The organism is Streptomyces sp. NPDC104761 (assembly GCF_055583445.1).
The window spans coordinates 173,711-189,353 of record NZ_JBVJNZ010000007.1 but is presented as its reverse complement, the minus strand read 5'-3'; the positions used below and the strand labels follow the sequence as shown (position 1 = coordinate 189,353).

Below are 15,643 nucleotides of genomic sequence, written 5' to 3'. Positions count from 1 at the left end.
GCCTTCTCGCGGGCCCCGGGCCCGCTGGATACGATGGGAGCGATGGCGACGCGCATCGCGGGCTACGAGGTCCAGGGCGAGATCGGGCGCGGCGGCATGGCCGTCGTCTACCGTGCCAGGGACCTGCGTCTGGACCGGACCGTCGCCCTGAAACTGCTGGCCCCCGAGATGGTGCGCAACGACACCTTCCGCCGCCGTTTCACCCACGAGTCGCGGGTCGCCGCCGCCATCGACCACCCCCACATCGTGCCGATCTTCGAGGCCGGCGAGGCGGACGGCGTGCTCTACATCGCCATGCGGTACGTCTCGGGGCCCGACCTGCGCGCCCTGCTGGACGAGGAGGGCGTACTGCCGGTGGACACGGTCCTGCGGATCGCCGCCCAGGTCGCCTCCGCGCTCGACGCGGCGCACGAGCACGACCTGGTGCACCGGGACGTGAAGCCGGGCAACGTGCTGGTGGCGCGAGGCACGGACAGCGACCACCCCGAGCACGTCTACCTCACCGACTTCGGGCTCACCAAGAAGTCGCTGTCGCTGACCGGGTTCACGACGGTCGGCGAGTTCGTCGGCACCCTGGACTACGTGGCACCGGAGCAGATCTCGGGACGCCCGGTGGACGGGCACTGCGATCTCTACAGTCTCGCCTGCGTGGTCTTCGAGATGCTCGCCGGCGGTCCGCCGTTCGTCCGGGACGAGGACATCGCGCTGCTGTGGGCGCACCAGTACGACGCCCCGCCCGCGCTGAGCGAGGTGCGGGCCGGGCTGCCGCCGGCGCTCGACGACGTGTTCGCCAGGGCGCTGGCCAAGGCCCCCGAGGACCGGTACGGCTCCTGCCTGGAGTTCGTGGCAGCGCTGCGGGGCGCCGCGTACGGCCCCGGACCGGCCGGGCAGGCCCCTGTCCACCGGGATGCCCGGGACGCAGGCGGCGCCCCGACGGTCGGCCGCGACACCGTCCGCACCCCGACCGTCGTCCGGGAGACCGCGGACCCCCCGCACCCGCCTGCCTGGGCCCGCCCGGTGTTCCGCCGGTAGTCGAAGCCGCCTACCGAAGCCGCCTACCGAAGCCGCCTACCGAAGCCGCCGGCCGGAGCCGGTGGCCGGAGCCGGTGGCCGGGTCCGTGGTGGGCAGCCGCCCGCGGCCGCGTCAGTCCTCGGTGAGGTGCTGCTCGGCCCAGACGGTCTTGCCGGTGCCGCCGTGCCGGGTGCCCCAGCGCCGGGTCAGCTGGCCGACCAGCAGGAGTCCGCGTCCCCCCTCGTCGTAGGTGTGGGCCCGCCGCATGTGCGGGGCCGTGTTGCTGGAGTCGAACACCTCGCAGGTGAGGGTGTGGTCGTCGTGGATCAGGCGGAGCCGGACGGGTGGGCGGCCGTACCGGAACGCGTTGGTGACCATCTCGCTGACGATGAGCTCGGTGATGAACGCGGCCTCCTCCAGCTGCCATGCGGCCAGCTGCTCGGTGGCCAGTTTGCGGGCCTCGGCGACCGCGGCGAGATCGAAGGGGAGCTCCCAGGTGGCGACCCGGTCGGCGTGCAGGGCCCGGGTGCGGGCGACGAGCAGGGCGATGTCGTCGTCGGGGCGGTGGGTGAGCATGGACGTCAGGACGCGGTCGCAGACGGTGTCCAGGGTCTCGGCGGGGCGGCCGAGCGCGGCGAACATCGTGTCGAGGGCGTCGTCGATGTCGTGCTCGCGGGGTTCGAGCAGGCCGTCGGTGTAGAGGGCGATCAGGCTGCCCTCGGGGAGTTCCGTCTCGTACGACTCGAAGGGCAGGCCGCCGAGGCCGAGCGGGGGCCCGGCCGGGATGTCGAGGAAGCGGACGGTGCCCGCGGCGACCACGGCGGGCGGCGGGTGCCCGGCCCGGGCGGCGCAGAGCCGCCGGGTGACGGGGTCGTACACGCTGTACAGGCAGGTCGTGCCGACGCCGCCGGCCGCCTCGGCGGCGTTGTCGGCGCCGGCCTCCTCGGCGGAGAGGTGGACCACCAGGTCGTCGAGGTGGCTGAGGAGTTCGTCGGGCGGCAGGTCGACGTCGGCCAGGGTGCGGACCGCGGTGCGGATCCGGCCCATGGTGGCGGCGGCCCGCATGCCGTGGCCGACGACATCGCCCACGACGAGCGCGACCCGGGTCCCGGACAGCGGGATGACGTCGAACCAGTCGCCGCCCACCCCGGCCTGGCTGACCGAGGGCAGATAGCGGGAGGCGATGTCCAGGGCCGCCTGTTCGGGCAGGGTCTGCGGAAGCAGGCTGCGCTGCAGCGTCATCGTGGTGGTGTGCTGCCGCTGGGCGCGGGCGGCGCTCTCGATGCTGGTGGCGGTGCGCGCCGCGAGCTGTTCGGCGAGCCACAGATCGTCCACGTCGAACGGCTCGGTCCGCCGGTTCCGTCCGAAGAGGGCCACGCCGAACGTGACGTCGCCCACCCTGAGCGGCACCGCCAGCAGCGAGTGCGTCCCGCTCTCCCGGATCCACCCGGCGGCCCGCGGATCCTCCCGCTCCCAGCGGCTCACGACCTCGTCGCCGCCCCGGTACACCGTGCCCCGCCCCTCGGCCAGGCACCGGCCCGACGGTGACCACGCCGGGCAGCACAGCACGTCGCCCGAGGGCTGCGGGAGCGGCGGCCCGTCGGGCAGCGACCGCACGGCGGCCCGGCGCAGGGCGACACCGTCGCCCGACGGCGCGTCGGGCCGTCGCGCGTGCCCCCGGGCGAGCTCGTCCGCGCGTGGGGGAGCGTCCAGCAGGTCCACGGCGCACACGTCGGCGAACTCGGGGACGGCGACCTCGGTCAGCTCCCGCGCGGTGCGCTGTACGTCGGAGCTGGTGCCGATGCGCACCCCGGCGTCGCCGAGGAGCAGCATCCGGCGCCGTACCAGCTGCTGGGACGCGTCGGCGTGCGCCGTCAGGGCCACCGCCCGCACCCGGCCGCCCGAGTCCGTCAGCGGCATGAGCCGGGCGTGCCAGGTGCGCTCCGGCTCGGCCGGATCCAGATGGAGCCGGATCTCCTGCGGTCCGGCGCCGTCCAGGACCCGCCGCATGCTCGCCTCGGCCTCGGCGCTGCCCTCGTACGGCGCGATGTCCGTCAGCCGCAGCCCCCGCATCATCCCCTCCGCCAGCGACAGCGTGCGCTGCGACGCGACGCTCGCCCGGGCCAGCCGCAGCTCCTCGTCGAAGACGGCGGAGACGCAGGGCGACTGCTGGAAGGCCCACTCGCCGAGCGCCTGACCGGCGGCGGTGGCCGCAGGACCGGTCACCGCGGACACCACCTGCCACTGTGTGCCGCCCGCCCGTTCGCCGGCGGACCTGCGGTGGACCAGGACGTCCCGGTCCACACGGTGCCCGTCGCGGTGGCGCAGCGCGACGGTCCCGCTCCAGCGTGGCCCGGTCGCCGCCTTCCGCCAGGCGTCCAGGTCCGGTTCGGCGAGCAGGCGGGCGGCCGGCTGTCCCAGGATCTCGGCGGGCGCGTAGCCCAGCAGCAGCCGCGCCCCGTCGCTCCAGCCCGCGACGGCACCCTGCTCGTCGACCGTGACCGAGGCGGTGCGGGCCCGCTGGGGCACGGCGTGCGTCTGCGCCGGATTGCTGGGAGGGGTGGGAGGTCGTTCCATCGACGCTCATCCTTCGCGGAACCTGCACGGCCGGCTCTCTCCCCAGGATGATCCCGGCCGCCACGGAGCACCAATCCGCCCCGGCTGCCACTGCGGGCTCTGCCGCCGCTGCCACTGGGGCTCCGCCGCCACGCCCGCGGGAGGTTCCTGTGACGCGCCCGTGACAGTCGGGGGACACCGTCATGACGTCGGCTTGTGAGGCTTTTGTAAACGGACAAACCGCCCTTATCGGATCGATCGGCCAAGGAACCCCCCATGAGTTTCACCGCACTCACCCAGCACACCGAGACCGCCGCGGCCGCGCTGGCCCCGCGTGAGCGCGAGACGCTGAAGCACATCGCCGCGGGCTGCACCTACCTCCAGGCGGCCCGTCAGATGGGGCTCTCCAGGCACACGGTCGACGCCTACCTCCGCCGGATCCGCGCCAAGCTCGACCTCAACACCACCGCCGAGCTCACCCGGCTGGCCATCTCCCTGGGACTGTGATCCCGCTCCGCCCGACAGATCCGCCCGCGCCGTGACAGCGTGGGAGCAGCGGCTGAGCACGGTGGTGTCCTGGAGGCGGAGATGACGGTGAACGGGCTCGGACTGGTGGTGCACGGCGGGCGCACGGAGGCGGTGGACGCGGCTCGTACCGTACGGGCGTGGGCCGCGGAGCACGGCGTGCGGTGCACGGACATCGACGTGTGGCACGACGGCGGACGGCACCACTCGGGGGAGGAGGTCGCGGCCGCCGGCGATCCCGACCTGATCGTCACCCTCGGCGGGGACGGCACCTTCCTGCGCGGCGCCCGGCTCGCAGCCCGCAACGACGCGCTGGTCCTCGGCGTCGACCTGGGCCGGGTCGGCTTCCTGACCGAGGTGCCGGTCTGCTCGGTGCGGGAGGCGCTGGACGCGATCCGCGAGGACCGCTACACCGTCGACAGCAGACTCCTGCTGACCATGCGCGCCTCCCGGCGCCTGGAGGTGCCGGCCGACATGGAGCGGCTGATGCAGTACGGCCGAGGCCCGCTGCTGCCGCCGCCCCAGGTCCGCACCGACTGCGAGCAGGACCGGGACTGGGGCGTCCCGCTGCACGTCGCCGCGGTCAACGACATCGTCCTGGAGAAGCTGTCCCGGGACCGCCAGGTGTCCGTCGGCGTCTACGTCTCCGGGCGGCTGCTCGCCTCCTACTCCGCCGACGCGCTGCTGGTGGCGACGCCGACCGGTTCGACCGCCTACAGCTTCGCGGCCGGCGGCCCCGTCGTCTCGCCGTGCGCGGAGGCCCTCGTCTTCACCCCGGTCGCCCCGCACATGGCGTTCAACCGCTCGGTCGTCACCGCCCCGAACGAGGCGGTCGGGCTGCGCGTCCTGGAACGCTCGGGACAGGCCGCGGTCAGCGTCGACGGCCAGGTCCGGGGCGTCCTGGAGCCGGGGGACTGGATCGGCGTCTACGCGGCCCCGACCCGGCTGCGGGTGGTCCGGCTCGCGGCGATGGACTTCTACGGCCGGCTGCGCGAGCGCATGAACCTGACCGACGCCCCGGCCGCTGTCGCCGACGGCACCCCCGCCCCCCTGTGGTCGCTGCGCACGCCCCCGCCCGGCGACCTCTCCCACCTCTCGCTGCCGCTCATGACGGCGGACCACGCCGAGGCGGAGGATCCGTGCGCCGACTGGAAGGACGGCGTCGCCCCCGCGCTGGAAAGGCCGGCCTTCCCGGGCCACGCGGAGGAAGGCGACGGCAACCCGTGACCGCCGGCTCCCCGGTCCCGGCCCTCCCGACGGGCCCGGCCCTCCGTGGTCCGGTACCCGTCGGCGAACTCGGCACCGTGCTGCTGCACGAGCACGTCCTCGTGCTCAGCGAGGAGTTCCGGCAGAGCCTTCGGCCTCGTGCCGGGCAGCCGCCCGGCGGGTGGCCGTCACGAAGCGTGTCACCGCGTCCGCGAAGGCCGCCGGCTCCTCCAGGTGGCCGAAGTGCCCGCTGTTCTCCAGGATCACCAGCTCCGCACCGGGTATCAGGGTGTGCAGTTCCTCGGCCCACCCCACTCCGCAGACGACGTCGTGCCGGCCGGCGAGCACGAGCGTGGGAACGGTGAGCCCGCCGAGGCCGGCGCGGTCGTCGAAGAGGACCGGGGCCAGGTCCTCGTCGAGACCGGAGACGTACGTGGTCCGCACGGCCGCCCGGACGGGCGCGAACTCCCCTTCCCGGCCCCAGTAGTCGGCGAAGTAGGCGGGGAACAGCCCCCGGGCGACGGAGAAGTTCGAACCGGGCCGTGTGAGGGCGGTCACATGCGAGGGGAGTCAGTAGCGGCCGCCCACCGTCCGCGCGGCCAGCCCGTCCAGCGCGGCGGTCTCGTCGGCGGTCAGCTCGACGCCGGTGGCGGCCACGTTCTGCTCCAGCCACTTCACGCGCTTCGTGCCCGGGATCGGCACCACGGGCACCCCGAGGTGCGCGCTCCGGGCCTGCACCCAGGCCAGTGCCAGCTGTGCCGGGGCCACGCCCTTGGCCGCCGCCAGGGTGCGGACGGCGTCCGCGATCACCTCGTTGTCCGTGGTCCGGAACCGGGGCAGCCGCAGGCGCGCGTCGCTCGCGGGCAGCGCGGTGACGTCGACCGTGCCGGTCAGGAAGCCGCGGCCGAGCGGCGAGTACGCCACCAGCGCGACGCCCAGTTCGCGCAGGGCGTCCCCGACGGTCGTCTCCACGTCCCGGGACCAGACCGAGTACTCGCTCTGCACCGCCGTGACCGGGTGCACGGCGTGGGCGCGGCGCAGCAGGTCGCCGCTCACCTCGGACAGGCCGATGTGCCGGATCTTGCCCTCCTTCACCAGCTCCGCCATGGCGCCGACGGACTCCTCGATCTCGGCGTTCTGCGGCGGCCGGTGCAGGTAGTAGAGGTCGATGTGGTCGACGCCGAGGCGCAGCAGGGAGGCCTCGCAGGCGCGCCTGATGTAGCCCGGGTCGCCGCGCAGGGTCCAGGTGTCGGCGCCCATGCGGTCGATGCCGGTCTTCGTGGCGAGCTGAACCTCGTCCCGGCGGCCCGCGAGCGCCCGGCCCACCAGCACCTCGTTGTGCCCGAAGGCGTAGGCGTCGGCGGTGTCGATGAGGGTGACACCGAGGTCGAGGGCCCGGTGGATGGTCCTGATCGCGTCGTCCCAGCTGGTCGGGCCGTAGCCCTCGCTCATGCCCATGCAGCCGAGCCCCTGGGCGGAGGTGGTGAGGTCACCGAGAGAAACCGTGTTCACGGCAGGACTCCGTTCGATGTGCGCAGTGCGTACGATGGCAGATACCGGAGGATCCTCCGGTAGTGGTTGACGTTAACGGAGGATCCTCCGGTAAGCAAGTGGGCAGAATGCCCGGTACGGTGACCGGCCTGGAGGGGAGTACGGCATGAACGAGCAGGGACCCGGGCGGCCGGTGCGCGCCCACGCCCGCCGCAACCGCGAGAAGCTGGTGGCGGCGGCGCTGGCGGAGTTCACGCGCAGCGGCAAGGACGTGCCGCTGGACAGCATCGCCAGGACGGCCGGGGTCGGCATCGGCACCCTCTACCGGCACTTCCCGACCCGGGACTCGCTGGTCCTCGCGGCCTACGAGCACGAGGTGGACCAGGTGTGCGCCGACGCGGCGGACCTCCTCGAGACCCTTCCGCCGGACCGGGCGCTGCGCGAGTTCATGGGCCGGCTGGCCGGCCTGCTCGTCACGAAGCAGCACATGTCCGAGGCGCTGCGCTCCGGCGGGACGGAGGGCTCGTACGCGAAGGTCTACGACACCATCGACACGCTCTTCACGGCGGGCGTCGCCGCCGGGACGCTGCGGTCCGACATGGAGACGGCCGACGTGGTCCGGGCCATGGGCGGTCTGCTGCGGCTGGACGCGGCCGGCGACTGGAAGGGCCAGGCCGGCCGCCAGATCAGGCTCCTGATGGACGGCCTGCAGACGGGAACTCCGGCCCGCGCCGAAGGGCACGAGCCGGAGCGGTAGTTCGGTTCAGGCGCCGGTCAGTCCGCGGACCGCACCGTCGGCATGGCGAGCGGGACCGGGCCGGTCTTGCAGGAGTCGTGGCAGTCCTTCTCCAGGCTGCAGCACAGCGAGCAGATCGCCCCGGAGTGGAACGGGCAGCCCGCCACGTCCGGCCGCTCGAAGTCGGTCGCGCACACCGTGCAGGTCAAGGTGGCCGCCGACGGCAGCCCGTCCGGGCCGAGCAGCGGCTCTTCGAGGTCGTCGACGCGGGCGATGTAGTACTTCCCCTTGGTCAGCACCGCGAACAGCGGCGAGAGCACCATCGCCAGGAACAGCGCGACGAACGGCGAGTACGCCTTGCCGTACGCCCCGAAGGCGTTGAAGTACGCGGCGATCGACACCGCCGACGCGATCAGCATCGAGCCGAAGCCGACCGGGTTGAAGTTGTGCAGGTGGGCCCGCTTGAACTCGATGTACGACGGGCTCAGCCTCAGCGGCTTGTTGATGACCAGGTCGGCGACGACCGCGCCGATCCAGGCGATCGCCACGTTGGAGTAGAAGCCCAGCACGGTGTTGAGGAAGCCGAAGACGCCGCCCTCCATCAGGGCCAGCGCGATGCCGACGTTGAGGAAGATGTAGACCACCCGCCCGGGGTGGCGGTGCGTCAGCCGGGAGAAGAAGTTCGACCAGGACAGCGAACCGGAGTACGCGTTCGTCGAGTTGATCTTTATCTGGGAGAGGATCACGAAGAACGTGGCCAGGCCCAGCGCGACGGGCGCGGCGAAGGTCCTGAACCCGGACACGTACTGCTGGATCGGCTCGTTGGCCTTGGCGAGGCCCACGCTGCCGGCGATGAAGAAGGCGAGGAACGCGCCGCCGATCTGCTTGGCGGCGCCCAGCACCACCCACCCCGGACCGGCGGAGAGCACCGCACCCCACCACTTCCGGCCGTTCTCCGGCGTCTTGTCCGGCATGAACCGCAGGTAGTCCACCTGCTCGCCGATCTGCGCGATCAGCGACAGCGCCACACCGGCACCCGCGCCCACGCCGAGCATGCTGATGCCGGAGCCGGTGGGGGAGTTGCCCGCGAAGTGCGTGAACTCCGAGAACTTGCCGGGCTCCTGGATCGCGATGGACACGAACGGCGCGACCATCAGCACCAGCCACACCGGCTGCGTCCACACCTGCATCTTCGACAGCGCGGTCATGCCGTAGATGACCAGCGGCAGGATGATGACCGAGCAGATCAGGTAGCCGACGGCCAGCGGGATGTGCAGGCCCAGCTCCAGGGCCTGCGCCATGATCGAGCCTTCGAGCGCGAAGAAGATGAAGGTGAAACTGGCGTAGATGACCGAGGTGAGCGTCGAGCCGAGGTAGCCGAAGCCCGCGCCCCGGGTCAACAGGTCCATGTCGATGGAGTACTTGGCCGAGTAGTACGAGATCGGGATGCCGGTGAGGAAGATGACCACCGCCGCGGTCAGGATCGCCACCATCGCGCTGGAGAAGCCGTTGGAGACGGCGATCGAACCGCCGATCGCGAAGTCCGCGAGGTAGGCGATGCCGCCCAGCGCGGTGGTGGCCACCACATAGGGGCTCCAGCGGCGGAAGGACTTCGGCGCGTACCGCAGCGAGTAGTCCTCCAGCGTGTCGTTCTGCGCCCAGTCGTTGTACGTCCGTTTGCCGTCCGTGCCACCGTCCGTGCCGCGGCCCGTCCCGCCGTCCGCCACGGCCGGTGGCGCCTCTTTCCCGACGATCTCCGTCACGACTCTGCCCTCTCTCGTCCCCGGTCGTTTGCACGGAAGAGTCGCGGCGCGCTGTTTCCCGAACGTTTCACCTGCTTTAAAAGACAAGGCTTGATACTTCCCATGGGAAGTAACGGGTCGGGAGGGGGAGTTGGGTTCAGAGCTGGGCGACGACGTGGAAGTCGAAGGCGTCCGCCCGCGCCAGGTACAGCCGTTGGGCGAGATGGTTGCCGCGCAGCCGTACGGCACCCCGCGGACCCTCGTACGACACCGCGTCCCCGACCGCGCACATCGCCCGCACCTCCAGCGACCGGGCCCGCTCGGCCAGGGCCGCCAGCAGCCGCACCCCCTCGAAGCAGGACTCGCCGAGGCTCCCCACCACCGGGGCGTGCACCCCGAACCGGGCCGCGTGCCGGGCGCCGAAGTCGAGGCTCTCGGCGGTCGCGAGGGTCTCGAAGAAACCGGCCGCCGCCCACAGCCCGTCGGTGCCGTCCGCACCGGTGGCCAGCAGGATGTTCTCGTCCATGTGGGTGCTCAGCCGCAGGCAGCGCTGGTGCAGCCCGTACCCGGCGAACGCCCGGTTGAAGCGGGCCGCGTCCGCGCCCACCAGCAGCATCAGCACCGCGTCCGCCTCGCACCGCTCGATCCGGCGCAGTACCGGCCCGAACCCCTCCGTCCCCAGCGGCACGAACACCTCGTCCCGCACCCGCCCGCCGCACTCCCGCACGTACGCCCGTGCCGTGCGCGCGGTCACCCGGGGCCACACGTAGTCGTTGCCCACCGTGCACCAGCGCCGCACCCCGGCCGCCTCCGCCAGCAGCCGCATCGCGGGCAGCAGTTGGGCGACGTCGGTCTCACCGGTCAGGAAGACGCCGGGAGTCCGCTCGCCGCCCTCGTACTGCGCGGTGTAGACGTACGGCACCCGGCCCGCGATCCGGGGCAGCAGCGCCTGCCGTACCGCCGAGGTGTGCCAGCCCACCACCCCGTCCACGGCGCCCAGCGACACCAGCGTCCCGACCTCGGCCGCCACCCGCGCCGGAGGCGCCCCGCCGTCCACGGTGAGCAGCCGGACCTCCCGGCCCAACACCCCGCCCGCCGCGTTGAGTTCCTCCACGGCCAGCCGGGCGGCCGACTCGCACGACGGCCCGAGGACCCCCGCCGGCCCCTGCAACGGCACGACCAGGGCGAGCAGCAGGGTGCCGCTCCCGTCGTCGGACGGCGCCGGACGCATCGGCCACCTCCGTACGGGCATGGGGAACGCGGATTCCGGTCCCGGGCCCCGGCGCCGTCGCCAAGACTCGTATTCTGCGCGCACAGTAGACCTAGCGGAAGGACACCGGCAATGCCGTCCGTACCCTCCTCGCCGGACCTCGCCCACCTCCTCAGCCATGCCGAGCGGCGGGTCGTGCGGCGGCTGGCCGCGGTGCTGGCCGAGGAGGACTGCACGGTCGAGGAGTGGCGGGTCCTGTCGCTCGTCGGGGACGGCCGGGGGCACCCGATGTCCGAGATTGCCGAGCACGCCCTGATGCCGGCGCCCAGCCTGACCAAGCTCGTCGACCGCATGGTCGCGGACAACCTGGTGCACCGCCGACCCGATCCGCACGACCGCCGCCGCGTCCTGCTCCATCTCACCCCGCGCGGCGAGGACCTGCACGGACGTGCCGCCCGCCGGGTCCACGGCGACCAGGCCCGGCTGCTCGAGGAGGTCGGCGACGGCGCGGCGCTGACGGACCTCCTCGCGCAGCTCACGACGGCGGCCGAGGCCCGGTCGGCCGACCTGGGGCCGTCAGTCCTCCCGTAGCCGGATCGCCGCGGCGGGGCAGGTCGCGCGGCCTCGGGGACCCGGCCGGCGGGGTCACCAGCCGGTGAACAGCAGGTGGTTCAGCAGCAGCCCGAGCAGTGCCTGCGCAGCGAGCCAGGCGCGCGGCCGGGGCAGGAACGCGCAGGCCGGCAGCAGCCACATCGCGAACGGCAGCCAGATGCGCTCCGTCTCCGCCTTGCTCATCCCGGACAGGTCGGCGAGCAGCAGGGCCAGCAGGGCCGCGCCCACGAGGAAGGCGAGCCGCCGCCGCGCGACGGGCGCGGTACGGCGGTGGACGAGCACGGCACCCGCCCGCCGCAGCCCGGCCACCGTCGCCAGGCCCGTGATGACCACCGTGCAGGCCAGGTTGGCCCACACCCAGTAGCCGTACGGCCGGGTCCCGCCGACCCCCTGGTAGTAGCGGGTGACCAGCAGCCGGTACCCCTGCCACCAGTCGAACCCGGCCAGGGTGAACACGAGCGGGACGACCGCCGCCCCCGCCGCCAGCAGCGCGAGCACGACCGGGCGGGCCCGGACCCGGCGCCGGCCGAGCACCAGCACCGCCGCCCCGATCAGCGCGAAGAGCGTCAGGCCGTACGACAGGTAGCAGGTCAGCCCGTACAGCAGCCCCGCACCCGCCGCCCAGGCCACGGACCGGCCGGTCACCGCGAGCGCCAGCAGGGCCACCGTCCAGGCCGCGACCGCCGCGAAGTACCCGTCCGCGGAGGCACCCACCCACACCGCGGCCGGGGCCATCACCAGGAAGGGCGCGGCCCGCCGGGCGAGCCGCTCGTCGGCCAGGGCCCGCACCGCCACCAGCACGGCGACGCAGGGCGTCGAACCGACCGTGATGCACCAGGCCCCCGCCCAGCCACCGCCGCCCAGCCCGATCCGGTCCAGGAGGACGAAGGTGAGCGTGGCCGCCGGCGGATGCCCGGCGATGTGCGCCGGCCAGGGCGCCGGTGTGCCGCTGACGATGTGATGGGTGAAGTCCCGCAGGGTCGCCGGGATGTCGTGGAAGCGGGAGATGACCGTCAGGTACTCGTTGGGGCTGGTCAGCCGGCCCGCCACGCCCCGCTGCCAGCCGTCGACCAGAGCCAGCGACCAGGTCCAGGCCAGACAGGCGCCCCAGGCCGCGCCCAGCAGCCCGCGCCAGGGCAGCCGCACGGCCAGGTTCGGCCCGTACGCCACCACGGCGCCCGCGACCAGCAGCGCTGCCGGGGTGCCCGGGCCCACGTGCGGGTCCCAGTCGGCGAACAGCGGCGGCCAGTGCACGAACAGGACGCGGTAGGTGTCCTGGAGGTGCCGGCCGACCAGGACGGCGACGAGCACCAGCAGGGCCGCGGCGAGGACGGCGAGCAGATCGGCGGTCGAACGGACGGACGGACCGGGGGACGTGTCGGTGGAGGGATCGGCGGGCCGATCACGGTGCGGAGCGCGGGTCACACCGGAACGCTAGGCCGGGGATCGCGCCGAACCGTGCACCAGGCGGCTGACGTCAGACTTTCGTCATGGGTCGCGCACCCGTTCCGGGGGTTCTCCCGGCCTACGGTCGGACCATGCGAGACGACGATCCACGGCTCCCCACCTCACCCGGCTTCTGGCGCAGTCCGCTGCGCGGCACCTGGTTCACCTCGGTGCTAGGCCTGGTGCTGCTTGTCGGCGTCACCGTGCTGTTCGTGACCGGGCTGGTGTCGTACGCCGCGTACAACCCGGACCTGGCCCCGGTGAACGACCAGACCCCGGACAAGGGCATCCTCGGCTTCTACCTCTTCTCCTGGCCGACGAACCCGTACTGGCTCTACCGTCTCACCCAGGGCCTGCACGTCACCCTCGGCATCGTCCTGATCCCGGTGCTGCTCGCCAAGCTGTGGTCGGTGGTGCCCAAGCTGTTCACGCTGCCCCCGGCCCGCTCGCTGGCCCACGCCCTGGAGCGGGTCTCGCTGCTGCTGCTGGTCGGCGGCGGCCTCTTCGAGTTCACGACCGGCGTCCTCAACGTCCAGCTCGACTACGTCTTCCCCGGCTCCTTCTACCCGCTGCACTTCTACGGCGCCTGGGTGTTCTTCGCCGCCTTCGTGGCGCATGCGGCACTGAAGGTGCCGACGGCACTGCGGGCCGTCCGGGAACGCCGGCAGCACCGGGACGAAGGGGACGAGGGGGAGTTGGCGACCCCACAGCCGGACGCGCCCACCGTCTCCCGGCGCGGGGCGCTGTGGTTCACGGGCGGCGCGTCCCTGCTGCTGCTCGTCATGACGGCGGGGCAGAGCATCGGGGGCGTATGGCGCCGCACCGCGCTGCTCGCACCGCACGGCGGGGCCGACCCGGGCAGCGGGCCGAACGGCTTCCAGATCAACAAGACGGCCGCGTACGCCGGGATCGACGCGCAGGAGACCGGGCCGGAGGCGTGGCGGCTGGTCGTCACCGGACGCGACGGCCGGACGGTCCGCCTCAGCCGCGCCGAACTGCTCCGGCTGCCCCTGCACAGCGCCGCGTTGCCGATCGCCTGCGTCGAAGGCTGGTCGACCGCCGACCAGTGGTGGCGCGGGGTGCGGCTGCGCGACCTCGCCGCGCTCGTGGGCTACGACACCGACCCGCCGGACGTGCTCGTCGAGTCCGTCCAGCGGCACGGCGCCTTCCGCCGCGCGGCCCTGCGCGCCAACCAGGTCGCCGACCCGCGCTCCCTGCTCGCCCTCCAGGTGAACGGCGAGGACCTGTCCCCCGACCACGGCTACCCGGCCCGCGTGATCGTGCCGGCCGCACCCGGTGTCCTCAACACCAAGTGGGTGGCCCGGATGACCTTCGGAGACCTGTGATGCGCCCGCGCCCGCGCCTCGTCATCGGCAGCCCCCTGCAGATCCTCCTGCTGGCCTGCTCGTTCGCACTCGCCGCCTATGCCGGGGTACGGCTGCTGGCCGGCGACTGGCTCGGCGTCGCGCTGTGGGTGGTGGGCGCGGCGCTGCTGCACGACCTCGTCCTGCTGCCGCTGTACGCGCTGGCCGACCGGGCGGTGGCGCGGGGACTGGGCGCCGCCGGGCGCCGGGAGTGGGTGATGTACGTCCGGGTCCCGGCCGCGCTCTCCGCGCTGCTCCTGCTGGTGTGGTTCCCGCTGATCAGCGGGATGGTGGCCGGGCACTACCGGTCGGCCACCGGCCGGTCCGTGGACGGCTACCTGGCCCGCTGGCTGCTGATCACCGCCGTGCTCTTCGGCGGCTCGGCGCTGCTGCTGGCGCGCCGGTCGCGCAGGGCGGCGAAGCGGCGCCCGCCGGTCTCCCACTGAGCCTCCGGCTCCCAGCCCCGCGCGTACCGCAGCAGGGCCGGGGTGCCCAGCCGCGCCCAGCGGAAGGGGGCGCCGACGGCCTCCCGGGCGTCGGTGAGGTGGACGTCGGCGCGTTCGTCGACGTCCACCGGCGCGGTCTCGGCGATCAGCAGCCCACCGGGTGCGAGGAGTTGAGCCGCCCGGCCGAGCAGGACGCGCGGGTCGCCGCCGATGCCGACGTTGCCGTCCATGAGCAGGACGGTGCCCCAGCGGCCCTCGCCGGGCAGCGGCTCGAAGACCGAGCGGCGCAGCGCCTGGCCGCCGAGCCGCACGGTGTGGTCCACGGCGGCCGCGCTCACGTCGATGCCCAGGACGGTACGGCCCCTGGCGGCGAGTTCGGCGACCAGCCGCCCGGGGCCGCAGCCGACGTCCAGGACCGCGCCCTCGCAGCGGTCGAGGACCGACCGGTCGACCGGGTCGGCCCGCGCGCACCAGCGCTCGATGTCCAGGGGCAGCAGCCAGCCGTCGGTGCGGCGCAGGAACAGCGGGCCGTGCCCGGCGCGCAGCGCGGCGGCGTAGGGGTCGGCGCCGGTCCAGCCGGTCCGGGGGACGGGCGGCGAGGTGGTCATGAGCGGTCCGTTCCGCTGTACGCCGTGCACCGGGACAGCAGGGCGGCGAACCGGCCGCGCGGGACGAGGGCGGCGACCGCGGCCGCGTCGGCCGCGGTGTCCACGTCGCGCAGCCGGGGCAGGTCGCACACCCGCAGCCCGGCGCCGACGAGGCGCTGCCGCTGGACGGCGCCGGTCTCCGGCGTCGACATCGGCACCCCGCGGAGCAGGGCGGGGTCCGGGTCGGCCAGTCCCAGCGCCCAGAACCCCCCGTCCTCGGCGCCGCCGAAGTACGCGTCGCACTCCGCGAAGTCCACGGTGAGCAGGGCCGGGGTGACCTGCGGGGTGTCCATGCCGATGAGGAGCGCCGGGCCGGAGCAGTGCGCGAAGGCGTCCGCGAGCCGCTCGTCCAGCCCTCCGCCGCACTGCGGCACGACGTCGAAGCCGGGCGGCAGCCAGGGGCCGGGTTTCCCGTCGAGCACCAGCACGCGGCGGGCGGCCGGGGTCGCGGCCACGGCGTCCAGGGTGTCGGCGAGCGAGGCCTCGGCGAGCGCGGCGGCCTGCGCGGGCGAGAAGGGCGGGGTGAGCCGCGTCTTGACCCTGCCGGGGCGGGGTTCCTTCGCGATGACTAGGAGGGTGGTCATGGGGGGTCCCTTGGGGGTGCGGGTGGGTGTGGTGCGGGGGTGGGAACGCTCACCGGCACCTGCCGG

The 15,643-nt window shown here is 73.7% G+C and carries 15 protein-coding genes; 7 read left to right on the top strand and 8 right to left on the bottom strand.

What is annotated here, in order from left to right:
- Positions 1 to 33: 33 nt before the first annotated feature.
- The gene (locus ACZ63F_RS20740; RefSeq protein ID WP_469712766.1) at positions 34 to 1,032 is read left to right on the top strand and encodes a serine/threonine-protein kinase; all 999 of its coding nucleotides are present in this window, start codon (positions 34 to 36) and stop codon (positions 1,030 to 1,032) included.
- A 112-nt stretch (positions 1,033 to 1,144) separates the two neighbouring features.
- Here ACZ63F_RS20740 and ACZ63F_RS20735 read toward each other — a convergent pair whose 3' ends face one another.
- The gene (locus ACZ63F_RS20735; RefSeq protein WP_469712764.1) at positions 1,145 to 3,589 is read right to left on the bottom strand and encodes a SpoIIE family protein phosphatase; all 2,445 of its coding nucleotides are present in this window, start codon (positions 3,587 to 3,589) and stop codon (positions 1,145 to 1,147) included.
- A gap of 255 nt (positions 3,590 to 3,844) precedes the next feature.
- Between ACZ63F_RS20735 and ACZ63F_RS20730 the strand changes: the two genes are divergently transcribed.
- Both ACZ63F_RS20730 and ACZ63F_RS20725 read left to right on the top strand, forming a co-directional pair.
- Positions 3,845 to 4,075 (top strand): response regulator transcription factor, encoded by a 231-nt coding sequence (locus ACZ63F_RS20730; RefSeq protein WP_352358873.1) that lies wholly within the window; start codon positions 3,845 to 3,847, stop codon positions 4,073 to 4,075.
- An 81-nt stretch (positions 4,076 to 4,156) separates the two neighbouring features.
- Complete coding sequence (locus ACZ63F_RS20725; RefSeq protein WP_469713079.1) at positions 4,157 to 5,320, top strand: NAD(+)/NADH kinase; 1,164 nt, start codon at positions 4,157 to 4,159, stop codon at positions 5,318 to 5,320.
- A gap of 105 nt (positions 5,321 to 5,425) precedes the next feature.
- Here the strand turns inward: ACZ63F_RS20725 and ACZ63F_RS20720 are convergent, their stop codons facing one another.
- A complete protein-coding gene (locus ACZ63F_RS20720; RefSeq protein WP_469712762.1) occupies positions 5,426 to 5,857 on the bottom strand; it encodes an alpha/beta fold hydrolase in 432 nt (143 codons plus the stop codon).
- Between the two features lie 12 nt (positions 5,858 to 5,869).
- A complete protein-coding gene (locus tag ACZ63F_RS20715) occupies positions 5,870 to 6,757 on the bottom strand; it encodes an aldo/keto reductase (RefSeq protein ID WP_469713077.1) in 888 nt (295 codons plus the stop codon).
- Between the two features lie 199 nt (positions 6,758 to 6,956).
- Between ACZ63F_RS20715 and ACZ63F_RS20710 the strand changes: the two genes are divergently transcribed.
- A complete protein-coding gene (locus ACZ63F_RS20710; protein ID WP_469712760.1) occupies positions 6,957 to 7,547 on the top strand; it encodes a TetR/AcrR family transcriptional regulator in 591 nt (196 codons plus the stop codon).
- A 17-nt stretch (positions 7,548 to 7,564) separates the two neighbouring features.
- On the opposite strand, the gene ACZ63F_RS20705 is transcribed toward ACZ63F_RS20710, so the two are convergent.
- Positions 7,565 to 9,289: a hypothetical protein gene (locus tag ACZ63F_RS20705; RefSeq protein ID WP_469712758.1), complete on the bottom strand. Its 1,725-nt coding sequence runs from the start codon at positions 9,287 to 9,289 to the stop codon at positions 7,565 to 7,567.
- A 136-nt stretch (positions 9,290 to 9,425) separates the two neighbouring features.
- Entirely contained in the window at positions 9,426 to 10,499 is a 1,074-nt protein-coding gene (locus tag ACZ63F_RS20700) for a substrate-binding domain-containing protein (protein ID WP_469712756.1), read from the bottom strand.
- A 111-nt stretch (positions 10,500 to 10,610) separates the two neighbouring features.
- On the opposite strand from ACZ63F_RS20700, the gene ACZ63F_RS20695 reads away from it, so the two are divergent.
- Positions 10,611 to 11,069, top strand: coding sequence for a MarR family winged helix-turn-helix transcriptional regulator (locus tag ACZ63F_RS20695; RefSeq protein WP_469712755.1), 459 nt, complete (start codon positions 10,611 to 10,613; stop codon positions 11,067 to 11,069).
- A 54-nt stretch (positions 11,070 to 11,123) separates the two neighbouring features.
- On the opposite strand, the gene ACZ63F_RS20690 is transcribed toward ACZ63F_RS20695, so the two are convergent.
- Entirely contained in the window at positions 11,124 to 12,515 is a 1,392-nt protein-coding gene (locus tag ACZ63F_RS20690; RefSeq protein ID WP_469712754.1) for a hypothetical protein, read from the bottom strand.
- 113 nt (positions 12,516 to 12,628) lie between these two features.
- Here ACZ63F_RS20690 and ACZ63F_RS20685 point away from each other — a divergent pair, with 113 nt between their 5' ends.
- Together ACZ63F_RS20685 and ACZ63F_RS20680 are read left to right on the top strand one after the other, a co-directional pair.
- On the top strand, positions 12,629 to 13,882 hold the full coding sequence (locus tag ACZ63F_RS20685; RefSeq protein ID WP_469712753.1) for a molybdopterin-dependent oxidoreductase: 1,254 nt from the start codon (positions 12,629 to 12,631) through the stop codon (positions 13,880 to 13,882).
- Positions 13,882 to 14,346: a hypothetical protein gene (locus ACZ63F_RS20680; protein WP_469712751.1), complete on the top strand. Its 465-nt coding sequence runs from the start codon at positions 13,882 to 13,884 to the stop codon at positions 14,344 to 14,346. The genes ACZ63F_RS20685 and ACZ63F_RS20680 overlap by 1 nt, the downstream gene beginning before the upstream one ends.
- Here the strand turns inward: ACZ63F_RS20680 and ACZ63F_RS20675 are convergent.
- Positions 14,235 to 14,954: a class I SAM-dependent methyltransferase gene (locus ACZ63F_RS20675; RefSeq protein ID WP_469712749.1), complete on the bottom strand. Its 720-nt coding sequence runs from the start codon at positions 14,952 to 14,954 to the stop codon at positions 14,235 to 14,237. The two genes, ACZ63F_RS20680 and ACZ63F_RS20675, sit on opposite strands and share 112 nt — an antisense overlap.
- Positions 14,951 to 15,577, bottom strand: a complete 627-nt coding sequence (locus ACZ63F_RS20670) for a TIGR04282 family arsenosugar biosynthesis glycosyltransferase (protein ID WP_469712747.1) — start codon at positions 15,575 to 15,577, stop codon at positions 14,951 to 14,953. The genes ACZ63F_RS20675 and ACZ63F_RS20670 overlap by 4 nt, the downstream gene beginning before the upstream one ends.
- Positions 15,578 to 15,643 lie beyond the last annotated feature (66 nt).

Bases quoted from the DNA above. Each gene is read 5' to 3' on its own strand.
- ACZ63F_RS20740 (WP_469712766.1), top strand. From the start codon at position 34: ATGGGAGCGATGGCGACGCGCATCGCGGGCTACGAGGTCCAGGGCGAG.
- ACZ63F_RS20735 (WP_469712764.1), bottom strand. From the start codon at position 3,589: ATGGAACGACCTCCCACCCCTCCCAGCAATCCGGCGCAGACGCACGCC.
- ACZ63F_RS20730 (WP_352358873.1), top strand. From the start codon at position 3,845: ATGAGTTTCACCGCACTCACCCAGCACACCGAGACCGCCGCGGCCGCG.
- ACZ63F_RS20725 (WP_469713079.1), top strand. From the start codon at position 4,157: ATGACGGTGAACGGGCTCGGACTGGTGGTGCACGGCGGGCGCACGGAG.
- ACZ63F_RS20715 (WP_469713077.1), bottom strand. From the start codon at position 6,757: ATGGGCATGAGCGAGGGCTACGGCCCGACCAGCTGGGACGACGCGATC.
- ACZ63F_RS20710 (WP_469712760.1), top strand. From the start codon at position 6,957: ATGAACGAGCAGGGACCCGGGCGGCCGGTGCGCGCCCACGCCCGCCGC.
- ACZ63F_RS20700 (WP_469712756.1), bottom strand. From the start codon at position 10,499: ATGCGTCCGGCGCCGTCCGACGACGGGAGCGGCACCCTGCTGCTCGCC.
- ACZ63F_RS20695 (WP_469712755.1), top strand. From the start codon at position 10,611: ATGCCGTCCGTACCCTCCTCGCCGGACCTCGCCCACCTCCTCAGCCAT.
- ACZ63F_RS20685 (WP_469712753.1), top strand. From the start codon at position 12,629: ATGCGAGACGACGATCCACGGCTCCCCACCTCACCCGGCTTCTGGCGC.
- ACZ63F_RS20680 (WP_469712751.1), top strand. From the start codon at position 13,882: ATGCGCCCGCGCCCGCGCCTCGTCATCGGCAGCCCCCTGCAGATCCTC.
- ACZ63F_RS20675 (WP_469712749.1), bottom strand. From the start codon at position 14,954: ATGACCACCTCGCCGCCCGTCCCCCGGACCGGCTGGACCGGCGCCGAC.
- ACZ63F_RS20670 (WP_469712747.1), bottom strand. From the start codon at position 15,577: ATGACCACCCTCCTAGTCATCGCGAAGGAACCCCGCCCCGGCAGGGTC.